This window comes from Pseudomonas sp. B12(2026), assembly GCF_057767015.1.
Genome location: NZ_CM173430.1, coordinates 4,919,494 through 4,941,237 on the forward strand (window position 1 = coordinate 4,919,494; position 21,744 = coordinate 4,941,237).

The window sequence follows — 21,744 nt, forward strand, 5'->3', positions numbered from 1 at the left end:
CCATGCGTCGTTGGAGAGCCACGTCGAATTGCTCATTTGCAGTAGCAAACTCCGCATTCGCCGTGGCTCTCCGCCTAGCCTGGCCCTAGCTCGCCAGATCAGGGTGAATGAATGAAAGGGGTGAACACCATGTTGCGACGTCACGTGCTCGGCCTGGGCAGCCTGCTGCTCGGTGCCCTGACCTTCGGCGGCTGGACGCTGTCGCGCAAGGGCCGCGAGCCCCTGCTGCTGTCCGCCCGTGACGACGCGGACGGCAAGCACTACGCGGTGGGCTACCGCCTGGACGGCAGCCGCGTGTTCGCCACCGAAGTCGGCCTGCGCTGCCACGACATCGTCCAACACCCCGGCCTGCCGCTGGCGCTGTTCGTCGCCCGCCGCCCGGGCCGGCAGAGCTACCTGATCCACCTGGACGACGGCCGCCTGCTGCAGACCCTCGACGCGCAGCGGGACCGGCACTTCTACGGTCACGGCGTCTGGCACCGGGACGGCGAATGGCTCTACGCCACCGAGAACGACACCACCGATCCGGGCCGCGGCATGCTCGGCGTCTACCGCTTCGACGGCGAACGACTGACCCACAGCGGCGAACTCTCCACCCACGGCCTCGGCCCGCACCAGGTGTCGTGGATGCCCGACGGCGAGACGCTGGTGGTGGCCAACGGCGGCATCCGCACCGAGGCCGAAAGCCGCGTGGAGATGAACCTCGACGCCATGGAGCCGAGCCTGGTGCTGATGAAGCGCGACGGCGGCCTGATCTCCAGGGAAACACTGGCGCAACAGATGAACAGCGTGCGCCACCTGGCCATCGCCGCCGACGGCACCATCATCGCCGGCCAGCAGTACATGGGCGACGGCCACGACCACGCCGACCTGCTCGCCATCAAGCGCCCCGGCGAGGCCTTCCAGCCCTTCCCCGTGGCCGACGAACAGCGCCTGGCCATGGCCCAGTACACCGCCAGCGTCGCCGTCCACAGCGAGCTGCGCCTGGTGGCGCTGACCGCCCCGCGCGGCAACCGCTTGTTCATCTGGGACCTGGATACCGGCGCCGTGCGACTGGATGCGCCGCTGCCCGACTGCGCCGGCGTCGGCGCGGTGAAGGACGGTTTCGTCGTCACCTCCGGCCAGGGTCGCTGCCGCGTCTACGACTGCCGCGGCGAACGCATCGCCGGCACCCCGCTGGAGCTGCCGCCGGCGTTCTGGGACAACCACCTGCACCTGGCCTGAAGCCCCGTTCCAGAGCGGTCGCCGCACCGCCGCTCGTCCGCCCGGACTAAGGAAAACCCGGGCGCTGCCGATGCAAGGGACTGACCGAAATCCTTTGCGTCCCGAGAGGCGTTCCACCATGTCCCCCAATACTTCCCTGCGCACCCAGATACTTTCGCTGCTGGGCGGCAGCCTGCTGCTCGTGCTGCTGATCGCCCTGGCCTGCTTCCACTTCCTCTCCGGCAGCATCGGCGCCTACCAGCGCCTGCTGGACGGCCCGCTGCAATCCTCGCAACTGGTCGACCAGGCCAACGTCGCCTTCAAGATCCAGGTGCAGGAATGGAAGAACGTCCTGCTGCGCGGCCAGATGCCGGCCGACCTGAACAAGTACTGGGGCCAGTTCGAGGAGCAGGAACGCCGGGTGCAGGACATCCTCCAGCGCCTGGAGCAGAACGCCGCCGACGACCCGCAACTCAAGGCCCAGGTGGCCCGCCTACGCGACGAGCACCGCCAGCTCGGCCAGGCCTACCGCAAGGGCCGCGACGCCTACCGCGAGGCCGGCAGCGAGCCGCGCGCCGGCGATGCCGCGGTGAAGGGCATCGACCGCGCCGCCAGCGAGCAGATGAGCGCCCTGGTGGACGACCTGCACCGCAGCGCCCAGGAGCAATCCAGCCGGATCGCCGCCAGCGCCGAGCGCACCGTGCTCGGCGGCAGCCTGATCCTGCTGGTCTCCGGGCTGGTCCTGGGCCTGCTCAGCCTGTGGCTGGTCAACCGCAACCTGGTCGGCCCGATCGCCCGGCTGATCGACCACATCGCCCAGCTCAGCGAAGGCCACTTCGAGGAGCGCGTCGACGCCAGCCGCCGCGACGAGCTCGGCCGCCTGGCCCGCGCCGCCAACACCCTGCGCGACTTCCTCGCCGACACCTTCAACCGCCTCCGGCACAGCACCCGCGAGCTGGACACCGCCAGCGGCGAGCTGAACGCCATCGCCACGCTGATGGCCGACGGCACCCGCGAGCAGTTCTCGCGCACCGACCAGGTAGCCACGGCGATGCACGAGATGTCCGCCACCGCCCAGGAAGTCGCGCGCCACGCCGCCGACGCCGCGCGCGCCGCCGACGATGCCGACCAGCACGCGCAGCAGGGCGGCGAGGTGATGCGCAGCACCATCCTCACCATTACCGAGATGAGCAGCGAGATCGCCAACACCGCCGAGGTCATCCGCCGCCTGGAGAGCGACAGCGGGCGCATCGGCAAGGTGCTCGAAGTGATCCGCGGCATCGCCGACCAGACCAACCTGCTGGCGCTCAACGCCGCCATCGAGGCCGCCCGCGCCGGCGAGGCGGGCCGTGGCTTCGCCGTGGTCGCCGACGAAGTGCGCACCCTGGCCCAGCGCACCGCCGAATCCACCGCCGAGATCCACCAGATCATCGACACCGTGCAGACCGGCTCGGTGAACGCCCTGCGCGCCATCGAGAACGGCCAGAGCCGCAGCGAACAGGGCGTGGAACGCGTCACCCAGGCCGGCGAGGTGCTGCGCAGCATCACCCTGGCGGTGGAGGCGATCCGCGACATGAACCGGCAGATCGCCACCGCCGCCGAGGAGCAGACCTCGGTGGCCGAGGACATCTCGCGCAACCTCGTCGAGATCACCGCCATCGGCGCCACCAACGAGGAAAACGTGGTGCGCACCCAGGGCGCCAGCCGCCATCTGCACGGCCTCTCCGGCGAGCTCGCGGAAGTCACCCACAAGCTCGGCGCCTGAGGCCCCGGCCACACGGACGTGGCCCCGGCAATACCTCGCCAGCAGATCGGCATCGGGCGGAAACGTCTTGTAATCCGGGGCCTTTGACTCCCCCGGGAACTAGGCATAAGGTGCCAGATTCCGCCCCGCAACGAGGCGGTCCCGTATAGGCTCCCGGGCCTGATCGACATCCCGCGAACGGAAGGCTGTCCGGCTCCGCACGGACGAGCGCATCGCGGCCGATAGCCGCCAGGCACGTACCAAGGAACAGGAAGATGTTGCGCCGCATGCTGATCATGCTGGGCGTGGTCGCCGTCATCATCGCGGTGCTCGCCGGCTCGAAATACCTCGCCATCCAGAAACAGATCGCCCAGTTCGCGGCGCCGCGTCCGCCGGTCAACGTCACCGCCACCGACGCCGAGCAGCGCGACTGGCAGAGCCGCCTGCCGGCCATCGGCACCTTGCGCGCGATCCAGGGCGTGACCGTGACCGCCGAAGTCTCGGGCATCGTGCGCAGCATCCTGTTCGTCTCCGGCGACCAGGTGAAGCAGAACCAGCCCATCCTGCAACTGGAGAACGACGTCGAGGACGCCACCCTGCGCACCGCCGAGGCCGACCTCGGCCTGGCCCAGGTGGAATACGACCGCGGCCGCAACCTGGTGGAACGCCAGGCGATCTCCAAGAGCGAGTACGACCGCCTCGCCGCCCAGCTGCACCGCTCCACCGCCACCGTCGCGCAGCTGCGCGCGGCGCTGGCGAAGAAGCGCATCCTCGCGCCCTTCGACGGCACCGTCGGCATCCGCCGGGTGGACGTGGGCGACTACGTCTCGCCGGGCACCGAGATCGTCACCCTGCAGGACCTCTCCACCCTGCTGGTCGACTTCTTCCTGCCGGAGCAGGACTTCCCGCTGCTCAAGCCCGGCCAGACCGTCAGCGTGCGGGTCGCGGCCTATCCCGGGCAGAGCTTCGCGGCGCGCATCGAGGCGATCAGCCCGCGGGTGGACAACGAGACCCGCAACCTGCTGGTCCGCGCCAGCATGGCCAACCCCGACGGCAAGCTGCTGCCGGGCATGTTCGCCAACCTGGAAGTGCAACTGCCCGACCGCACGCCGCGCGTGGTGCTGCCGGAAACCGCGGTGGCCTTCACCCTCTACGGCAACTCGGTGTACGTGGTCGTGCCGCAGAAGGACAAGGACGGCAAGGCCCGGACCGACGCCCAGGGCGCGCCCGCCCTCGCCGTGGAGCGCCGCTTCGTCAAGACCGGCGAGCGCCGCGAAGGCGACGTGGTGATCCTCGAGGGCCTCAAGCCCGGCGAGCGGGTCGTCACCTCCGGCCAGCTCAAGCTCGACAACGGCACGCCGGTGGCGATAGTCCCGACCGCGCAGTAAGCGCACAGACACGACAGCAGTGCCCCGCCCGCCGGCGCGGGCAGCCAGAGTCAACCGCTCTGCCACGGAGTTCGCGCGCAGGGGCCAGGCAACATGGCCGACGCGCCGCAATTCCGAACACAAAGGATTGAGCTTATGGGTTTTACCGATCCCTTCATCCGTCGCCCCGTGCTGGCGACCGTGATCAGCCTGCTGATCGTCCTGCTCGGCATGCAGGCCTTCAACCGGCTGGTGATCCGCCAATACCCGCAGATGGAGAACGCGCTGATCACCGTCACCACCTTCTATGCCGGGGCCAACGCCGAGACCATCCAGGGCTACATCACCCAGCCGTTGCAGCAGAGCCTGGCCAGCGCCGAAGGCATCGACTACATGACCTCGGTGAGCCGGCAGAACTACTCGGTGATCTCGATCTACGCGCACATCGGCGCCAACACCGACCGCCTGGTGACCGAGCTGCTGTCGAAGATCGGCGAGGTGAAGACCCAGCTGCCGCCCGACGCCGAGGACCCGGTACTGGACAAGGAAGCCGCCGACGCCTCGGCGCTGATGTACATCAGCTTCTTCAGCGAGCAGATGAGCAACCCGCAGATCACCGACTACCTGTCCCGGGTGATCCAGCCCAAGCTGGCCACCCTGCCCGGGATCGCCGAGGCGGAAATCCTCGGCAACCAGGTCTTCGCCATGCGCCTGTGGCTCGACCCGGTGAAGATGGCCGCCTACGGCATCACCGCCGGTGACATCGACCGCGCGGTGCGCGAGTACAACTTCCTCTCCGCCGCCGGCGAGGTGAAGGGCGAACTGGTGCTCACCCCGGTAAACGCCGCCACCGACCTGAAATCCCCGGAAGCCTTCGCCGCCATCCCGCTGAAGACCGCCGGCGACCGCCGCGTGCTGATGGGCGACGTGGCGCGCATCGAACTGGGCGCGGCGAGCTACGACGCGCTCAGCTCGTTCAACGGCATCCCCTCGGTGTACATCGCCATCAAGGGCACGCCCAGCTCCAACCCGCTGGACGTGATCAAGGAAGTCCGCGCCAGGATGCCGGAGCTGGAAGAGCAGCTGCCGCCGAGCCTGCAGGTGTCCATCGCCTACGACGCCACGCGCTTCATCCAGGCGTCCATCGACGAGGTGGTGAAGACCCTGGGCGAGGCGATCCTGATCGTCATCGTGGTGGTCTTCCTGTTCCTCGGCGCGCTCCGCTCGGTGATCATCCCGGTGGTGACCATCCCGCTGTCGATGATCGGCGTGCTGTTCTTCATGCAGATGATGGGCTACTCGATCAACCTGCTGACCCTGCTGGCGATGGTGCTCGCCATCGGCCTGGTGGTGGACGACGCCATCGTGGTGGTGGAGAACATCCACCGCCACATCGAGGAAGGCAGGACGCCGTTCCAGGGCGCCATCGAGGGCGCGCGGGAAATCGCCGTGCCGGTGGTGACCATGACCATCACCCTGGCCGCCGTGTACGCGCCCATCGGCTTCCTCAGCGGCCTGACCGGCGCGCTGTTCAAGGAGTTCGCCTTCACCCTGGCCGGCGCGGTGATCATCTCCGGCATCGTCGCCCTGACCCTGTCGCCGATGATGTGCTCGCGCCTGCTGCGCCACGACGAGAACCCCAGCGGCCTGGCCCATCGCCTGGACCTGCTCTTCGAGGCGCTCAAGCGGCGCTACCAGCGCACCCTGCACGCCACCCTGAACACCCGGCCAGTGGTGCTGGTGTTCGCCGCGCTGGTGCTGGCGATCATCCCGCTGCTGCTGATGTTCACCCACAAGGAACTGGCGCCGGAGGAGGACCAGGGCATCGTCTTCATCATGTCCAACGCGCCGCAGACGGCGAACCTCGATTACCTGTCGAAGTACACCGCCGGGTTCGAGGGCATCTTCCGCAAATTCCCCGAGTACTATTCGGCGTTCCAGATCAACGGCTACAACGGCGTGCAGACCGGCATCGGCGGCATGCTGCTCAAGCCCTGGGACGAGCGCGAGCGCAGCCAGATGGAGCTGCTCCAGGTGGTGCAGGCGGAGCTGGACAAGATCCCCGGCCTGCAGATCTTCGGCTTCAACCTGCCGTCGCTGCCGGGCACCGGCGAGGGCCTGCCGTTCCAGTTCGTGATCAACACCGCCAGCGACTACCAGTCGCTGCTGCAGGTGGTCGAGCGGGTGAAGAAGCGCGCCGAGGAGTCGGGCAAGTTCGCCTTCCTCGACCTCGACCTGGCCTTCGACAAGCCGGAACTGGTGGTCGACATCGACCGCGCCAAGGCCGCGCAGATGGGCGTGACCATGCAGGACCTGGGCATCGCCCTGGGCGCGCTGCTGGGCGAGGGCGAGATCAACCGCTTCACCATCGACGGGCGCAGCTACAAGGTGATCGCCCAGGTCGAGCGCGCCTACCGCGACAACCCGGGCTGGCTGGGCAACTACTACGTGAAGAGCCAGAGCGGCCAGCTGATCTCGCTGTCGACCCTGGTGACCACCCACGAGCGCGCGCGGCCGCGCCAGCTCAACCAGTTCCAGCAGCTCAACTCGGCGATCATCTCCGGCGTGCCGATGGTCAGCATGGGCGAGGCCATCGACACCGTGCGGCGCATCGCCGAGGACGAGTCGCCGCGCGGCTTCTCCTTCGACTACGCCGGCGCCTCGCGGCAGTTCGTGCAGGAAGGCAGCGCGCTGATGATCACCTTCGGCCTGGCGCTGGCGGTGATCTTCCTGGTGCTGGCGGCGCAGTTCGAGAGTTTCCGCGATCCGCTGGTGATCATGGTCACCGTGCCGCTGTCGATCTGCGGCGCGCTGATCCCGCTGTTCCTCGGCCTGTCGAGCCTGAACATCTACACCCAGGTGGGGCTGGTGACGCTGATCGGGCTGATCAGCAAGCACGGCATCCTCATCGTCGAGTTCGCCAACCAGCTGCGCCGTGAGCGCGGCCTGTCGGTGCGCGCGGCGGTGGAGGAAGCCGCGGCGATCCGCCTGCGCCCGGTGCTGATGACCACCGCGGCGATGGTGCTCGGGGTGATCCCGCTGCTGCTCGCCACCGGCGCCGGCGCGGTGAGCCGCTTCGACATCGGCGTGGTGATCGCCACTGGCATGAGCGTGGGCACGCTGTTCACCCTGTTCGTCCTGCCCTGCGTCTACACGCTGCTGGCCAGGCCCGACCAGAAGCCCACCGACGACAGCGCGCCAGCCTCGGCGCACTGAACGAAAAAAGCCCCGCATCGCGGGGCTTTTTTCTGCCGGGCATGGCCCGCCTGTGCAGGGAAACCCCGGCCCGCGTAGGAGCGGACCTTGTCCGCGAAATCCACCGCGACGGAATCCCGCCCCCGGGTAAACGCCGATGCAATGCGCCTGCGCAGGAGCGGACTCCGTCCGCGATCATCCCCCTTCGCTCAGGGCCAATCGCGGAGGGAGCCCGCTCTACAGATCACACGGGGCGCCGGTGCCCCCGATCACGCCGGCTGGCGCTGCATCGCGCCGCCGGAGCGCTCCCCTTCCAGGCTCCAGCTCCGCAGATGCTCCAGGCTCGCGCGGTAGGGCTTGAGCCCCTGGGCCAGCAGCAGCGCGCCGGCCAGCAGCGCCACCAGGCTGACGATCAGCAGCGAGTAGCGCAGCGCCATGTCGTCGGCGAACACGTAGTCGGTCACCAGGGCGATGGCGGTCGGGCCGACGCCCAGGCCCAGCAGCGTCACCACGAACAGGTAGATGGCCGAGGCCTGGCCGCGCATCGAGTTGGGCATGATCTCCTGGATCGCCGCCGGGGCGACGCCGAACGGCATGCTGAGGAAGAACACGATGGGCGCCATCAGCGCCGCCGCGGCGTTGCCGCTGTCCAGCAGCGGATAGACCAGGGTGAAGGGGATCGCCAGGCAGGCCGCCAGCAGGCCCACGCGCATGTTCGCGTCGGTGCGCCCGCGCTTGGCCCAGTAGTCCGCCAGGCGGCCGCCGAAGACGATGCCCAGGCAGCCGAACACCGCGACGATGCTGCCGTACACCACGCCCACGTGGCCGGCGTCCCAGCCGTAGGTGCGGACGAAGAAGGTCGGCACCCAGGCGCCGCTGCCGTAGCTGGCGAAGGAGATGCAGGCGAAGCCGAAGTTGTGGCAGATCACCGTCTTGCGGTTGGCGCGCAGGTAGGCGCCCACCTCGCTCATCGGCACCACCACGCCGGCGCCGACACCGCGCCGCGCGGGCTCCTTCACCGCCAGCATGAGCAGGGTGAAGAGCACGCCGGCGGCGCCCAGCAGCAGGAAGATCAGCTGCCACGGGCGCACTTCGCCGAGGATCGGCAGGTGCACGTCGCCCTGGGCCGAGGCGAACTTGATCACCAGCCCGCCAAGCAGGAAGGCCAGGCCCGAGCCGAGGTAGATGCCCATGGAATACACGCTGATGGCGGTGGCGCGGCGCTGCGCCGGGAAGCTGTCGGCGATCAGCGAGTAGGCCGCCGGCGACAGCGCCGCCTCGCCCACGCCGACCCCGACGCGGAACAGCAGGAACTGCCAGTACTGCCGGGCCAGGCCGCAGGCGGCGGTCATGGCGCTCCAGATCAGCACGCCGACGGTGATCAGCCCGCGCCGGCTGCGGCTGTCGGCCATGCGCCCGAGTGGGATGCCGCAGAGGGTGTAGAACAGCGCGAAGGACAGGCCCATCAGCAGGCTCATCTGCGTGTCGCTGATCGCCAGATCGCGACGGATGGGGCCGACCAGCAGGTTGAGGATCTGCCGGTCGATGAAGGACAGGACGTAGGCGACCATGAGGATCGCGACCGTGGACCATGCCACGAGACTGGAGGGGTAGCCGTTATTGTTGTTGTGCATGCCGGGCTCCTGAACGCCGCCAACGCGGCGATGGCGAAGGGGAGAACCCGCAGGGTAGGCATTGCCGACGCCCGGCGCGCCCACTATCAGGTCCCTGAATGCGGGCGTTGGCCGTTGGCTGATGGATGGCCGGTCAGGGGTTGGCCATCGGGTTTTACCGTCGGAGCGAGCTATCCGGCCGCTCCGGCATCAGGCGGGTTCGCGAGCAAGCTCGCTCCCGTAAAGAGCCGCAGCCGGCGCTCAGATCGCCGTCGGCATCCGCTCGCACAGCTGCGCCAGCGCCTTCGCCCACAGCGCCTGGTCGTTCAGGCAGGGCACCAGCACCAGCTCCTCGCCGCCCGCCGCACGGAACTGCTCGCTGCCGCGCTGGCCGATTTCCTCCAGCGTCTCGATGCAGTCGGCGACGAAGGCCGGGCACATCACCAGCAGGCGCTTCACGCCCTGCCGGCCGAGCTTGCCCAGCTGTGCCTCGGTGTAGGGCTCGATCCACTTGTTGCGCCCCAGGCGCGACTGGAAGGACACCGACCAGCGCCCGTCCTCAAGGCCCGCGCCCGCCGCGAAATCCTCCGCCGTGCGCAGGCACTGGCTGCGGTAACAGACCGCCATCACCTCGTCACGCACGCCGTGGCTGGTGGCGACGGTGAGGTCGTGGCTGGCGTCCTTCACCAGCTTGCGGATGTGCGACTCGGGCAGGCCGTGGAAGCTCAGCAGCAGGTGGTCGTAGGGTTGCTCCAGGTAAGGCTTCACGCTGTCCACCAGCGCCTGGCGGTACTCCGGCTCGGCGTAGAACGGCGGCAGCACCGTCAGCTCCAGCTTCAGGCCGCGCTCGCGCATGACCCGCCGGATTTCCTCGATGGCGGTGGTGGTGGTGCTGTCGGCGAACTGCGGGTAGAGCGGCGCGACGGTCACCCGGGTGATGCCCTGCTGGCTCAGGCGCAGCAGCGCCGCCTCGATGGACGGCTCGCCATAGCGCATGCCCAGCTCCACCGGACCGTGCGGCCAGTAGGGGCGGATCGCCTCCTGCAGGCGGCGGCTGAGCACGATCAGCGGCGAACCCTCGTCCCACCAGATCGACGCGTAGGCATGGGCCGATTCCTCGGGACGCTTGCGCAGGACCATCGACACCAGCAGGCGGCGGATCGGCCACGGCAGGTCGATCACGTAGGGGTCCATGAGGAACTGGTCGAGGTAGCGGCGCACGTCCCCGACCTGGGTGGAGGCCGGCGAGCCCAGGTTGACCAGCAGGAGGGCGTTTTGGGTCATGCAATGTCCTTGGAAACGGTTCACGGTCCCACCGGGCGGGCCCGGTGGGGCTGCGCAGTTTACACGCAGCGGATTGCCGCCCGGCCTGTCGCCGTTGCCGCAGGCGCGACGACGGGCCGGCGGCTCAGCGCGGCTCGCGCAGCACGTCCGCCAGGGCGTCCGGCAGCTCGGGGAAGCGGAAGGTGAAACCGGCGTCGAGCAGGCGACGCGGCACCACACGCTGTCCGCCGAGCACCAGCACCGACAGCTCGCCGAGCATCACCCGCAGGGCGAAGCCGGGCACGCCCAGCACGGTCGGCCGGTGCAACGCCCGACCCAGTTCGCGGGTGAAGTCGCGGTTGCGCACCGGCTGCGGCGCGCAGGCATTATAGGGACCCTCGGCATCGGCCCGCCGCAAAAGAAAATCGATGAGGGCGATCTGGTCCTCGATATGGATCCACGACATCCACTGCCGGCCATCCCCCAGCTGCCCGCCCAGCCCCAGGCGGAACGCCGGCAGCATGCGCTTGAGGAAGCCGCCCTCGGGCGCCAGCACCAGCCCGCTGCGCACCAGCACCACGCGGATGCCCAGCGCCTCGGCCTCGCGGGCGATCTGCTCCCAGGCCAGGCACAGTTCGCTGGCGAAGTCCTCGCCGGCCGCCGCGCTGTTTTCCTCCAGCGGCCGCTCGCCGGCATCGCCGTACCAGCCCACCGCCGAGCCATTGATCAGCACGCCGGGACGCTGGTCGCGCGTCTTCAGCCAGGCCACCAGGCGCTCGGTCAGGCCGACCCGGCTGCCCCACAGCAACGCCTTGCGCTTCGCGGTCCAGGGTTTGTCGGCGATGGGCTCGCCGGCCAGATTGACCACTGCATCCAGCGGCTCGTCGCCGTAGTCCTGGAAATCGGCGATCCCGCGCACCTGCTCGCCGCACAGCGCGGCGACCCGCTGCGGCTGGCGGCTGAGCACGCTCAGGCGATGCCCGGCGGCGCTCCAGTGGCGGCACAGGCGACGACCCATCAGCCCGGTGCCTCCGGTCAACAGAATATGCATGGCGAACTCCTTGTCAGCGTGTTCCACCTACCCTCAGTCTGGACGAGACGGCGAAGCTTGCACCTGCCCACACAGCATCGAGCGTCTACGCTGTATGTGCCGGAACCGGCCGCGCCCATTCATGAGGAACCGACGCGGCGCAGAAGGTTCCGATGATCGGGCTCCTGCCGATCACGAGCGTGATTGCAGTCAGGCGATTGTACGGGTCAAACCATTTGTACAAGCCAATCACGCTCGTTACTCTGAAATACACAACCAACGAGGCATGTCATGAGCGCCCCCATTGCCATCATTGGCACCGGTATCGCCGGACTCTCGGCCGCCCACGCCCTGCGCGACGCCGGACAGGACGTCCAGCTGTTCGACAAGGGTCACGGCAGCGGCGGCCGCATGGCCAGCAAGCGCAGCGAAGCCGGCACCCTCGATCTCGGCGCGCAGTACTTCACCGCCCGCGACCGGCGCTTCCTCGACGCCGTCCAGAAATGGCGCGAGCAGGGCTGGGTCGCCGAATGGGACCCGGCCCTCTACCAGTACCGCGACGGCGAACTGAGCCCCTCGCCGGACGAACAACCGCGCTGGGTCGGCACCCCGCGCATGAGCGCGATCACCCGCGCCCTGCTGCAGGACCAGACCGTCACCTTCTCCTGCCGCATCACCGAGGTCTACCGCGGTGAGGAACACTGGCACCTGCAGGACGCCGAAGGCCAGACCCACGGCCCCTACAGCCACGTGCTGATCGCCGCCCCGGCGCCCCAGGCCGCCGCCCTGCTGGCCGGCGCGCCGAAGCTGGCGGCGGCGGCGGCGAGCATCTCGATGGAGCCGACCTGGGCCGTGGCCCTGGGCTTCACCGAGCCCCTGCAGACCCCGGTGCAGGGTTGCTTCGTGCACGAAGGCCCGCTCTCCTGGCTGGCCTGCAACCGCTCCAAGCCCGGCCGCGACGGACCGCTGGACACCTGGGTGCTGCACGCCAGCAGCAGCTGGAGCAAGCAGCACATCGACCTGCCCAAGGAGAGCGTGATCGAGCACCTGCGCGGCGCCTTCGCCGAGCTGATCGGCTGCGCCGTGCACGCCCCCGGCTTCGCCCTCGCCCACCGCTGGCTGTATGCGCGGCCGATGGAGGCCCACCAGTTCGGTGCCCTGGCCGACGCCGACCTGGGCATCTACGCCTGCGGCGACTGGTGCCTCTCGGGCCGCGTCGAAGGCGCCTGGCTGAGCGGTCTGGAAGCGGCCCGCCGCCTGCTGGAGCATCTCTGACCGTCTTCCGAAGGGCGATGCCCTTCTGTAGGAGCGAGCTTGCTCGCGAACCGCACGGCACCGGCGCTGAAACTGTTCGCGAGCAAGCTCGCTCCTACGAAAGGCCCCACGCAGGTCAAAAAAAAGCCCCGCTCGAAGGCGGGGCTTTTTCATCGCGGTGTCGTTACAGCGGCTGCGTGAAATACAGGCTGTAGGACTCGATGCCTTCGTTGGGCTGGCCGAGCCCGGCGTTGGAATAGTGCATCGCCCGTACGCCGATGGCCTGGCCGCTACCGAACTTCAGGCCGGCGCCGAGACGATCCTCGAAGGTCACCGCGCCGCCCAGGTCGCGGTCGCCCACTTCCGAGCCGGTGAAGGCGGCGATGCCGATGCCGGCCTCGAGGAAGGGTTTGACCGACTCGCCGGAAAACTCGTAGACGAACACCGGGGAGAACGACAGCGAGTGGCGGCCACCGGCGCGCTCACCGGCCGACCAGTAGGTGTAGCCGGCATCCCAGTAGCCGGTCAGATGTCCCGTGGAGCTCTCCCACCAGCTCTTGTCCCAGTCGAAGCCCAGGCCCAGGCGATAGGTCATGTCGCCCTGGCCGGTCGCACCGACCGCGCCGGTGACGCTGGCGGCCTGCGCACTGAAAACCTGTCCGAGGGAAAGAGCGGCCAAGGCGGCCAGCGAGAGTAGTTTCTTCATCGGTACATCCTTTATTAGAAAGCTGAATGAAAAATCCCCGCGAATAGCTAGCTATTATAAGGCCACTTATCAAAATTGCCTGACAGAGCATGGCTTATGGCAGGTAATTTTTCCGTCACCCGGCAAACGAACCGACGGGCTCCTCGCTTCCCCACAGCACCGGCATGACCCTCTCCAGGCCTTCAACCGGGCCGCTGGTCCAGAACTCCGCCCGCTGCGCCGGCCCCTCCGCCAGCAGCTCGCGCGCCCGCAGCAGACGCTCCAGCTGGCGCGCGACCGCCGCGCCGGTATCGATCAGGGAAATATCCCCGGGGATCAGCTCGCGCAGCAGCGGGCGCAGGAACGGGTAATGGGTGCAGCCGAGGATCAGCGTGTCGCAGCCCTCGCCAAGCAACGGCTCGACATAGCGCCACAGCAGCTCGCGCGTCTGCGGCCCGCTCAGGTCGCCGGCCTCGATGCGCTCCACCAGCCCCGGACAGGGCTGGGTAATCACCCGCACATCGCCGGCGAAGCGATCGAGCAGCGCGGCGAAGCGCGCGCTCTTGAGCGTACCGGTGGTCGCCAGTACGCCAACCACGCCGCTGCGGGTCGCCTCGGCGGCCGGCTTCACCGCCGGCTCCATGGCCACGATCGGCACCTGCGGGTGGAGCTCGCGCAGGTCGGCCGCCGCCGCGGCGGTGGCGGTGTTGCAGGCCAGCACCAGCGCCTTGGCGCCGCGCTGGAGGAGGAATTGCGCGATGGCGCGGCAACGCTCGCGGATGTATTCGGGGGTCTTCTCGCCGTAGGGGACGTGCCCGCAGTCGGCCAGGTAGATCAGCGACTCGCCGGGCAGCCGCGCGTGGATTTCGCGGAGGACGCTGAGTCCGCCGACGCCGGAATCGAACACGCCGATGGGCGCGGCGTCAGCCATGCGCCACCCCGCACACGGCGCACTGCGGATCGCGCCGGACCCGCAATTCGCGGAAGCGCGTGCCCAGCGCATCGACCAGCAGCAGGCGGCCCACCAGCGGCTCGCCGAAGCCGGCCAGCAGCTTGAGCGCCTCCAGCGCCTGCAGGCTGCCCACCAGCCCCACCAGCGGACCGACCACGCCGGCCTCGCTGCAGGTCAGCTCGGCTTCGCTGCCGTGGCCGTAGAGGCAGTGGTAGCAGGGGCTGTCGTCGCGGCGCGGGTCGAACACCGAGAGCTGGCCTTCCAGGCGGATCGCCGCGCCGCTCACCAGCGGTTTTTTCGCGGCGACGCAGGCGGCGTTGACCGCCTCGCGGGTGCCGAAGTTGTCGCAGCAGTCCAGCACCAGGTCCACCGCCGCCACCGCGGCGTCGAGGGAATCGGCATCCAGCGCCTGGCGATGGGCGACCAGCTTCACCTCGGGGTTCAGCCCGGTCAGGCGGGCGATGGCGGAATCCACCTTGCTCACGCCGACACTCTGGCTGTCATGGATGATCTGCCGCTGCAGGTTGGTCAGGTCGACGCTGTCGAAATCCGCCAGGTGCAGCTCGCCGACGCCGGCGGCGGCGAGGTACAGCGCCACCGGGGCGCCCAGGCCGCCGAGGCCGACGATCAGCACGCGGCTGTTCTTCAGGCGCAGCTGGCCGTCGACGTCGATCTGCGGCAGCAGGATCTGCCGGCTGTAACGCAGCAGTTCGTTATCGCTCAGCATGTCCAGCTCCCCAGGCTGATGCGTTGGTGGCCGCCCAGGTCGCGGCGGCTTTCCACGGCGCTGAAGCCACGGCTGAGCAGCAGGTCGCGCACCGCGTCGGCCTGGTCGTAGCCGTGTTCGAGCATCAGCCAGCCGCCGTGTTCCAGGTGGCCGGGCGCCTGCTCGACGATCAGGCGGATGTCATCCAGCCCGTCCCGCCCGGAAACCAGCGCGCTCGACGGTTCGAAGCGCACGTCGCCCTGCGCGAGGTGCGGGTCGCTGCTGGGAATGTAGGGCGGATTGCTGACGATCAGCGAGAAGCGTTCGCCTTCCAGCGCGGCGAACCAATGGCTGGCGCGGAAGGCGGCATTGGCCAGGCCCAGGCGCTCGCGGTTGCGCTCGGCCAGGGCCACCGCCTCGGCGACGCGGTCGACGCCCAGCACCCGCCAGCCCGGACGCTCGCAGGCCAGCGCCAGGGCGATGGCGCCGGTGCCGGTGCCCAGGTCGAGCACGCGGGCCGGCGTGGCCGGCAGCAGCGCCAGCGCGGTTTCCACCAGCAGTTCGGTGTCCGGGCGCGGGATCAGGGTGTGCGGCGCGACTTCCAGGTCCAGGCTCCAGAATCCCTGGCGGCCGAGGATGTAGGCCACCGGCTCGCCGGCGCGGCGCCGGGCGAGGAAGCGCTCGAAGCGCTCGCGGGCCTCGTCGCTGACCAGCCGCTCGGGCCAGGTGCGCAGGAAGCTGCGCGGCTTGTCCAGCGCGGCGGCGAGCAGCAGCTCGACGTCCAGGCGCGCGCTGGGCGAGTCCGGCAATTGCGCCTCGTTGAGCAGGGTCATGATGGTAGCCATCGTCGCTCTCTCAGTCGCCGAGCGCGGCCAGCTGGTCGGCCTGGAATTCCTGCAGCAGGGGTTCGATCACCTGCTCGACCTCGCCCTCCATCACTTCCCCCAGGGAATAGAGGGTGAGGTTGATGCGATGGTCGGTCACCCGCCCCTGGGGGAAATTGTAGGTGCGGATGCGCTCGGAGCGGTCGCCCGAGCCGACCAGCAGCTTGCGCGTGCTGGCGATGGCCTGCTGGGCGGCGGCCTGCTGCTGGTCGTTGAGCCTGGCCGCCAGCCAGGCCATGGCCCGGGCGCGGTTCTTGTGCTGCGAGCGCTCTTCCTGGCACTCGACCACGATGCCGGACGGGAGGTGGGTGATGCGCACCGCCGAGTCGGTCTTGTTGACGTGCTGGCCGCCGGCGCCGGACGAGCGGTAGGTGTCCACCCGCAGGTCGGCCGGGTTGATCTCGATGGCCGCCTGCTCGTCCGGCTCGGGCAGCACCGCCACGGTGCAGGCCGAGGTGTGGATGCGGCCCTGGGATTCGGTCTCCGGCACGCGCTGCACGCGGTGGGCGCCGGACTCGAACTTGAGCTTGGCGTAGACGTTGTCGCCCTCGACGCGGGCGATCACCTCTTTGTAGCCGCCGTGCTCGCCCTCGTTCTCGGACATGATCTCCACGCGCCAGCCCTGCTTCTCGGCGTAGCGCGAGTACATGCGGAACAGGTCGCCGGAGAAGATCGCCGCCTCGTCGCCGCCGGTGCCGGCGCGGATTTCCAGGAACACGTTGCGGCCGTCGTTGGGGTCCCTGGGCAGCAGCATGCGTTGCAGGCGATCCTCCAGACCGACCAGGCGGGCCTTGGCCTCGGCGACTTCCTCCTCGGCCATCTCGCGCAGGTCCGGGTCGCTGTCCTTGAGCAGCGCCTGGGCGCCCTCCAGGTCCGACTGCACCTTGCGGAACTCGCGGAAAGCGAGGATGACCGGCTCCACTTCGGCGTATTCGCGGGAGTACGCGCGGAACTTGGTCTGGTCGCTGATCACCTCGGCGTCGCCCAGGAGCGCGGTCAGCTCCTCGTAGCGGTCGCTCAGGGTGTCCAGCTTTCTCAGCAGGGACGCTTTCATCGCTTGTCAGTGCCCTCCTCGAGGGCGAACAGTTCCTGCGCGACGGCCAGCGCGTCGACGCGGCCCTGCGCGGAGAGTTTCTTCATCTGCACGCTGGGCGCGTGCAGCAGCTTGTTGGTCAGGCCGCGGGCGAGCTGCGCCATCACCTCCATCGGGTCGGCGCCGTTGGCCAGCAGGCGCTGGGCCTTCTGGGTCTCCTCGTCGCGCAGGCGCTCGGCCTGCTGGCGGTAGGCGCGCAGCACGTCGACGGCGGCCAGCTCGCGCAGGCGCAGCATGAAGTCGAGTACGCCATCGCCGACCAGCTCCTCGGCGGCCTCGGCGGCGCCCTGGCGGCTCTTGAGGTTCTCGGCGACCACTTCGTGGAGGTCGTCGACGCTATAGAGGTAGACGTCGTCCAGTTCGCCGACTTCCGGCTCGATATCGCGCGGGACGGCGATGTCGACCATGAACATCGGCTTGTGCCGGCGCTGCTTCAGCGCGCGCTCCACCGCGCCCTTGCCGAGGATCGGCAGCTGGCTGGCGGTGGAACTGATGACGATGTCGCTGTTGACCAGCTCGTCGGGCATGTCCGCCAGCAGGATGGCGCGGGCGCCGAACTGCTCGGCCAGCTGGCTGGCGCGCTCCAGGGTACGGTTGGCGACCACGATGCGCTGCACGCCCTGCTCGTGCAGGTGGCGGGCGACCAGGGTGATGGTCTCGCCGGCGCCGATCAGCAGCGCCTGGCTGCGGCTCAGGTCGCTGAATATCTGCCGGGCCAGGCTCACCGCGGCGAAGGCCACGGACACTGGGTTCTCGCCGATGGCGGTATCGGTGCGCACGGTCTTGGCGGTGCTGAAGGTCGCCTGGAACAGCCGGCCCAGCATCGGCCCGATGGTGCCGGCCTCGCGGGCCACGGCGTAGGCCGACTTCATCTGGCCGAGGATCTGCGGCTCGCCCAGCACCATCGAGTCCAGGCCAGCGGCGACGCGCATCATGTGGCGCACCGCCTCTTCGTCCTGGTGCACATAGGCGCAGGCGCGCAGTTCGTCGATCCCCAGGCTGTGGTAATCGGCCAGCCAGGCCAGCACGTCGCCGGCGTCCGGATGCTCGATCTCCAGGTAGAGTTCGCTGCGGTTGCAGGTGGAGAGGATCGCGGCTTCGCGGCTGGATGTCAGGCGACACAGCCGTTGCAGGGCCTCGACCATCTGCTCGGGAGTAAAGGCCACGCGCTCGCGGACGGCCACGGACGCGGTCTTGTGGTTGATACCGAGGGCAATGAAGGCCATGCAGAATCGCTGAGCTGATCGGAAAGCCCGCAATTGTCCTACTTAGCCTTGTGAAGGACAACCACCCGCGACGTATCGCACACTGCAAATCGTATACAAGGCCCGATGCCGTGCTTTCCCATGGGATTGCCACATTCCTTATGTCATGATGGGCCCCATCTTGCAGGTCAGGTCACCGTCCTTCCTCTATGAACAAGTCTCTTGCGCTGCTGACTGCTCTGCTGCTGCTCGGCGGCTGCCAGTCCCTCTCCCATAAAACTCCGGATGATTCTTCCGCCGGGAAGGACAAGGCCGCTGCGGCGCAAAAGGAGCAGCGGTTCGGCTCATTCAGTGAAGAGACGCTGTTTTCGCTGCTGGTGGCCGAACTGGCCGGCCAGCGCAACCGCTTCGACATCGCCCTGGCCAACTACGTCGAGCAGGCCCGCGCCACCCGCGACCCGGGCGTCGCCGAACGCGCCTTCCGCATCGCCGAATACCTGGGCGCCGACCAGGAAGCCCTGGACACCTCGCTGATCTGGGCCAAGGCCGCGCCGAACAACCTCGACGCCCAGCGCGCCGCCGCCATCCAGCTGGCGCGCACCGGCCAGTACGACGAATCCATGATTTACATGGAGAAAGTCCTCAACGGCCAGGGTGACACCCACTTCGACTTCCTTGCGCTGTCCGCCGCCGAGACCGACCCGGATACCCGCGCCGGCCTGCTGCAGAGTTTCGACCGCCTGCTGAAGAAATACCCGGACAACGGCCAGCTGCTGTTCGGCAAGGCCCTGCTGCTGCAACAGGACGGCCGCCCGCAGGAAGCCCTGCACCTGCTCGAAGACAATCAGGCGAGCAAGCACGAGGTCGCCCCGTTGCTGCTGCGTGCGCGCCTGCTGCAGAACATGAAGCGCAGCGACGAAGCGCTGCCGCTGCTCAAGACCGGCATCAAGGAACACCCGGACGACAAGCGCGTGCACCTGGCCTACGCCCGCCTGCTGGTGGAGCAGAACCGCCTGGAGGAAGCCAAGGCCGAGTTCTCCGCGCTGCTCGAGCAGTTCCCCGACGACGACGACCTGCGCTTCTCCCTGGCGCTGGTCTGCCTGGAAGCCCAGGCCTGGGACGAAGCCAAGGTCTACCTGCAGGAACTGGTCGAACGCGAAAGCCACGTCGACGCCGCCCACTTCAACCTGGGCCGCCTGGCCGAGGAGCAGAAGGACCTGGAAAGCGCGCTCAGGGAATACGCGAAGGTCGGCCCGGGCAACGACTTCCTCCCGGCGCAGATGCGCCAGACCGAAATCCTCCTCGACCAGCAGCGCTTCGACGAAGCCTCCCGCCTCCTCGCCGAAGCCCGCGAGCGCCAGCCGGACTACGCCATCCAGCTGTACCTGATCGAGGCCGAGGGCCTGTCCAACCGCAACCAGATCGACCGCGCCTGGGGCATCATCCAGCAGGGACTCAAGCAGTTCCCGGACGATCCCAACCTGCTCTACACCCGCTCCATGCTCGCCGAACGGCGCAACGACCTGACGCAGATGGAGCAGGACCTGCGCCTGATCATCCAGCGCGAGCCGGACAACGCCATGGCGCTCAACGCCCTGGGCTACACCCTGGCCGACCGCACCACCCGCTACAGCGAGGCCAAGGAGCTGATCCAGAAAGCCCACACGCTGAACCCGGACGACCCCGCGATCCTCGACAGCCTGGGCTGGGTCAACTACCGCCTGGGCAACCTCAGTGAAGCGGAAAAATACCTGCGCAAGGCGCTGGAGCGCTTCCCCGACCACGAAGTCGCCGCCCACCTGGGCGAAGTGCTCTGGGCCCAGGGCAAGCAGGGCGAAGCCCGCAAGGTCTGGGCCGCCGCCCTGCAAAGCCAGCCTGACAGCGCCGTCCTGCGCGACACCATGAAGCGCCTGACCGGCTCCGGAACCCTCTGATCCATGCGTCTACGTCATCTTCTCGGGGCCGCCGCCCTTGCCCTGCTCGCCGGCTGCGCCGGCTTCGGCCCCCATGAATCCCTGGAAGGCCAGGGCAACGCCAGCGACTGGAGCGCCCACAAGACCCGCATCGCCACCCTCGACGGCTGGCAGATCGACGGCAAGGTGGGCATCCGCGCCCCCAAGGACTCCGGCAGCGGCACCCTGTTCTGGCTGCAGCGCCAGGACTACTACGACATCCGACTGTCCGGCCCGCTGGGCCGCGGCGCCGCGCGCCTGACCGGCCGCGAGGGCGCGGTGACCCTGGAGGTCGCAGGGCAAGGCCGCTTCGAGTCGACCTCACCCGAAGCCCTGCTGGAAGAACAGATGGGCTGGCGCCTGCCGGTCTCCCACCTGCTCTGGTGGATTCGCGGCCTGCCCGCACCGGACAGCAAGAGCCGCCTGACCCTGGACAGCGACAGCCGTCTGGCCCGGCTCGAACAGGATGGCTGGCAGGTGGAATACACCAGCTACAGCGAGCAGAACGGCTACTGGCTGCCCGAGCGCCTGAAGCTGCATGGCCAGGACCTCGACGTGACCCTGGTGGTGAAGACCTGGCAGCCCCGCCAACTGGGCGCCGGCCAATCGAGCCAGTCGGGCCGGCAGTGACATGCAGGAACGCCTTACCCTGCCGGCACCGGCCAAGCTCAACCTGTTCCTGCACATCAACGGCCGCCGCCCCGACGGCTACCACGAGCTGCAGACCCTCTTCCAGTTCCTCGACCACGGCGACGAGTTGCACTTCGCCCTGCGCGAGGACGGCCAGATCCGCCTGAACACCGAGATCGACGGCGTTCCCCACGACAGCAATCTGATCGTCCGGGCCGCCCGCCGGCTGCAGGAGCAATCGGGCTGCACGCTGGGCGCCGACATCTGGCTGGACAAGCGCCTGCCCATGGGCGGTGGCATCGGCGGCGGCAGTTCCGACGCGGCCACCACCCTGCTCGGACTCAATCATCTGTGGCGGCTCGGCTGGGACGAAGACCGCCTCGCCGCGCTGGGCCTGACCCTCGGCGCGGACGTGCCGGTGTTCGTGCGTGGCCGCGCGGCCTTCGCCGAAGGCGTCGGCGAAAAGCTCACGCCGGTCGAGCTGGAGGAGCCCTGGTTCCTCGTCGTTGTGCCGCAAGTCTTTGTCAGCACAGCAGAAGTTTTCTCCGATCCCGAGTTGACACGGGATACTCCGCCCATTAAAGTTCGCAGCCTTCTCGGGGTGGACGGTCATAACGACTGCCAGCCGGTCGTCGAGAAACGTTACCCGGATGTACGTAACGCACTGATCCAGCTAGGTAAATTTACCGAAGCGAGATTGACCGGCACCGGAGCTTGTGTGTTTGGGAGCTTCCCAAATCAGGGCGATGCTGATAAAGTTCGCCGCCAACTTCCGGCCACTCTGCCGAGCTTCGTCGCCCAGGGTCGCAACATCTCGATGTTGCACCGCAAGCTGCAAAGCCTGGCCTGAGAAGAAAGCAATGTCGTCGGTTGTACGATACAGGGGCGTCGCCAAGCGGTAAGGCAGCAGGTTTTGATCCTGCCATGCGTTGGTTCGAATCCAGCCGCCCCTGCCATTAACCCACGCA

17 protein-coding genes and 1 tRNA gene are annotated in these 21,744 nt (G+C 68.6%); 9 read left to right on the plus strand and 9 right to left on the minus strand.

The features are described from left to right. The first annotated feature begins 129 nt into the window (after positions 1-129). The 4 genes from AC3B6A_RS22905 to AC3B6A_RS22920 all read left to right on the plus strand — a co-directional run bounded on the left by AC3B6A_RS22905 (position 130) and on the right by AC3B6A_RS22920 (position 7,530). Positions 130-1,224 carry a DUF1513 domain-containing protein gene (locus tag AC3B6A_RS22905; protein WP_488399402.1) on the plus strand — a complete coding sequence of 365 codons (1,095 nt, stop codon included), beginning with the start codon at positions 130-132 and terminating at the stop codon, positions 1,222-1,224. A 118-nt stretch (positions 1,225-1,342) separates the two neighbouring features. Next, positions 1,343-2,968, plus strand: a complete 1,626-nt coding sequence (locus AC3B6A_RS22910) for a methyl-accepting chemotaxis protein (protein ID WP_488399403.1) — start codon at positions 1,343-1,345, stop codon at positions 2,966-2,968. A 254-nt stretch (positions 2,969-3,222) separates the two neighbouring features. Then, positions 3,223-4,335 (plus strand): efflux RND transporter periplasmic adaptor subunit, encoded by a 1,113-nt coding sequence (locus tag AC3B6A_RS22915; protein ID WP_488399404.1) that lies wholly within the window; start codon positions 3,223-3,225, stop codon positions 4,333-4,335. Between the two features lie 135 nt (positions 4,336-4,470). Further along, positions 4,471-7,530 carry a multidrug efflux RND transporter permease subunit gene (locus AC3B6A_RS22920; protein WP_488399405.1) on the plus strand — a complete coding sequence of 1,020 codons (3,060 nt, stop codon included), beginning with the start codon at positions 4,471-4,473 and terminating at the stop codon, positions 7,528-7,530. 248 nt (positions 7,531-7,778) lie between these two features. Here the strand turns inward: AC3B6A_RS22920 and AC3B6A_RS22925 are convergent, their stop codons facing one another. From AC3B6A_RS22925 to AC3B6A_RS22935, 3 genes are all read right to left on the minus strand, one after another. After that, the gene (locus AC3B6A_RS22925) at positions 7,779-9,143 is read right to left on the minus strand and encodes a spinster family MFS transporter (protein WP_488399406.1); all 1,365 of its coding nucleotides are present in this window, start codon (positions 9,141-9,143) and stop codon (positions 7,779-7,781) included. Between the two features lie 240 nt (positions 9,144-9,383). Continuing rightward, entirely contained in the window at positions 9,384-10,406 is a 1,023-nt protein-coding gene (hemH, locus tag AC3B6A_RS22930) for a ferrochelatase (protein WP_488399407.1), read from the minus strand. 124 nt (positions 10,407-10,530) lie between these two features. Beyond that, on the minus strand, positions 10,531-11,436 hold the full coding sequence (locus tag AC3B6A_RS22935) for a TIGR01777 family oxidoreductase (RefSeq protein WP_488399408.1): 906 nt from the start codon (positions 11,434-11,436) through the stop codon (positions 10,531-10,533). Between the two features lie 270 nt (positions 11,437-11,706). Between AC3B6A_RS22935 and AC3B6A_RS22940 the strand changes: the two genes are divergently transcribed. Beyond that, a complete protein-coding gene (locus tag AC3B6A_RS22940; RefSeq protein WP_488399409.1) occupies positions 11,707-12,690 on the plus strand; it encodes an NAD(P)/FAD-dependent oxidoreductase in 984 nt (327 codons plus the stop codon). 163 nt (positions 12,691-12,853) lie between these two features. Here the strand turns inward: AC3B6A_RS22940 and AC3B6A_RS22945 are convergent, their stop codons facing one another. From AC3B6A_RS22945 to hemA, 6 genes are all read right to left on the minus strand, one after another. Then, on the minus strand, positions 12,854-13,375 hold the full coding sequence (locus AC3B6A_RS22945) for an acyloxyacyl hydrolase (RefSeq protein ID WP_488399410.1): 522 nt from the start codon (positions 13,373-13,375) through the stop codon (positions 12,854-12,856). A 115-nt stretch (positions 13,376-13,490) separates the two neighbouring features. Then, the gene (gene murI / locus AC3B6A_RS22950) at positions 13,491-14,285 is read right to left on the minus strand and encodes a glutamate racemase (RefSeq protein ID WP_488399411.1); all 795 of its coding nucleotides are present in this window, start codon (positions 14,283-14,285) and stop codon (positions 13,491-13,493) included. Further along, positions 14,278-15,033: a molybdopterin-synthase adenylyltransferase MoeB gene (locus AC3B6A_RS22955; RefSeq protein WP_488399412.1), complete on the minus strand. Its 756-nt coding sequence runs from the start codon at positions 15,031-15,033 to the stop codon at positions 14,278-14,280. Before AC3B6A_RS22955 ends, murI begins: the two co-directional genes overlap by 8 nt. Further along, the gene (prmC, locus tag AC3B6A_RS22960) at positions 15,027-15,857 is read right to left on the minus strand and encodes a peptide chain release factor N(5)-glutamine methyltransferase (RefSeq protein WP_488399413.1); all 831 of its coding nucleotides are present in this window, start codon (positions 15,855-15,857) and stop codon (positions 15,027-15,029) included. Before prmC ends, AC3B6A_RS22955 begins: the two co-directional genes overlap by 7 nt. Positions 15,858-15,867: 10 nt before the next feature. After that, on the minus strand, positions 15,868-16,950 hold the full coding sequence (gene prfA, locus AC3B6A_RS22965; RefSeq protein WP_488399414.1) for a peptide chain release factor 1: 1,083 nt from the start codon (positions 16,948-16,950) through the stop codon (positions 15,868-15,870). After that, complete coding sequence (hemA, locus tag AC3B6A_RS22970; RefSeq protein ID WP_488399415.1) at positions 16,947-18,215, minus strand: glutamyl-tRNA reductase; 1,269 nt, start codon at positions 18,213-18,215, stop codon at positions 16,947-16,949. The genes prfA and hemA overlap by 4 nt, the downstream gene beginning before the upstream one ends. Positions 18,216-18,403: 188 nt before the next feature. On the opposite strand from hemA, the gene AC3B6A_RS22975 reads away from it, so the two are divergent. From AC3B6A_RS22975 to AC3B6A_RS22990, 4 genes are all read left to right on the plus strand, one after another. Beyond that, the gene (locus AC3B6A_RS22975) at positions 18,404-20,128 is read left to right on the plus strand and encodes a tetratricopeptide repeat protein (RefSeq protein WP_488399416.1); all 1,725 of its coding nucleotides are present in this window, start codon (positions 18,404-18,406) and stop codon (positions 20,126-20,128) included. A 3-nt stretch (positions 20,129-20,131) separates the two neighbouring features. Beyond that, on the plus strand, positions 20,132-20,776 hold the full coding sequence (gene lolB, locus AC3B6A_RS22980) for a lipoprotein insertase outer membrane protein LolB (protein WP_488399417.1): 645 nt from the start codon (positions 20,132-20,134) through the stop codon (positions 20,774-20,776). Between the two features lies 1 nt (position 20,777). Beyond that, the gene (ispE, locus tag AC3B6A_RS22985) at positions 20,778-21,626 is read left to right on the plus strand and encodes a 4-(cytidine 5'-diphospho)-2-C-methyl-D-erythritol kinase (protein ID WP_488399418.1); all 849 of its coding nucleotides are present in this window, start codon (positions 20,778-20,780) and stop codon (positions 21,624-21,626) included. Between the two features lie 31 nt (positions 21,627-21,657). Beyond that, positions 21,658-21,732: transfer RNA gene (locus tag AC3B6A_RS22990), tRNA-Gln, on the plus strand. Positions 21,733-21,744 lie beyond the last annotated feature (12 nt).

Excerpts from the sequence above, each read along its gene's own strand:
- AC3B6A_RS22905 (WP_488399402.1), top strand. The coding sequence starts at position 130 with ATGTTGCGACGTCACGTGCTCGGCCTGGGCAGCCTGCTGCTCGGTGCC.
- AC3B6A_RS22910 (WP_488399403.1), top strand. The coding sequence starts at position 1,343 with ATGTCCCCCAATACTTCCCTGCGCACCCAGATACTTTCGCTGCTGGGC.
- AC3B6A_RS22915 (WP_488399404.1), top strand. The coding sequence starts at position 3,223 with ATGTTGCGCCGCATGCTGATCATGCTGGGCGTGGTCGCCGTCATCATC.
- AC3B6A_RS22920 (WP_488399405.1), top strand. The coding sequence starts at position 4,471 with ATGGGTTTTACCGATCCCTTCATCCGTCGCCCCGTGCTGGCGACCGTG.
- AC3B6A_RS22925 (WP_488399406.1), bottom strand. The coding sequence starts at position 9,143 with ATGCACAACAACAATAACGGCTACCCCTCCAGTCTCGTGGCATGGTCC.
- hemH (WP_488399407.1), bottom strand. The coding sequence starts at position 10,406 with ATGACCCAAAACGCCCTCCTGCTGGTCAACCTGGGCTCGCCGGCCTCC.
- AC3B6A_RS22935 (WP_488399408.1), bottom strand. The coding sequence starts at position 11,436 with ATGCATATTCTGTTGACCGGAGGCACCGGGCTGATGGGTCGTCGCCTG.
- AC3B6A_RS22940 (WP_488399409.1), top strand. The coding sequence starts at position 11,707 with ATGAGCGCCCCCATTGCCATCATTGGCACCGGTATCGCCGGACTCTCG.
- AC3B6A_RS22945 (WP_488399410.1), bottom strand. The coding sequence starts at position 13,375 with ATGAAGAAACTACTCTCGCTGGCCGCCTTGGCCGCTCTTTCCCTCGGA.
- murI (WP_488399411.1), bottom strand. The coding sequence starts at position 14,285 with ATGGCTGACGCCGCGCCCATCGGCGTGTTCGATTCCGGCGTCGGCGGA.
- AC3B6A_RS22955 (WP_488399412.1), bottom strand. The coding sequence starts at position 15,033 with ATGCTGAGCGATAACGAACTGCTGCGTTACAGCCGGCAGATCCTGCTG.
- prmC (WP_488399413.1), bottom strand. The coding sequence starts at position 15,857 with ATGGCTACCATCATGACCCTGCTCAACGAGGCGCAATTGCCGGACTCG.
- prfA (WP_488399414.1), bottom strand. The coding sequence starts at position 16,950 with ATGAAAGCGTCCCTGCTGAGAAAGCTGGACACCCTGAGCGACCGCTAC.
- hemA (WP_488399415.1), bottom strand. The coding sequence starts at position 18,215 with ATGGCCTTCATTGCCCTCGGTATCAACCACAAGACCGCGTCCGTGGCC.
- AC3B6A_RS22975 (WP_488399416.1), top strand. The coding sequence starts at position 18,404 with ATGAACAAGTCTCTTGCGCTGCTGACTGCTCTGCTGCTGCTCGGCGGC.
- lolB (WP_488399417.1), top strand. The coding sequence starts at position 20,132 with ATGCGTCTACGTCATCTTCTCGGGGCCGCCGCCCTTGCCCTGCTCGCC.
- ispE (WP_488399418.1), top strand. The coding sequence starts at position 20,778 with ATGCAGGAACGCCTTACCCTGCCGGCACCGGCCAAGCTCAACCTGTTC.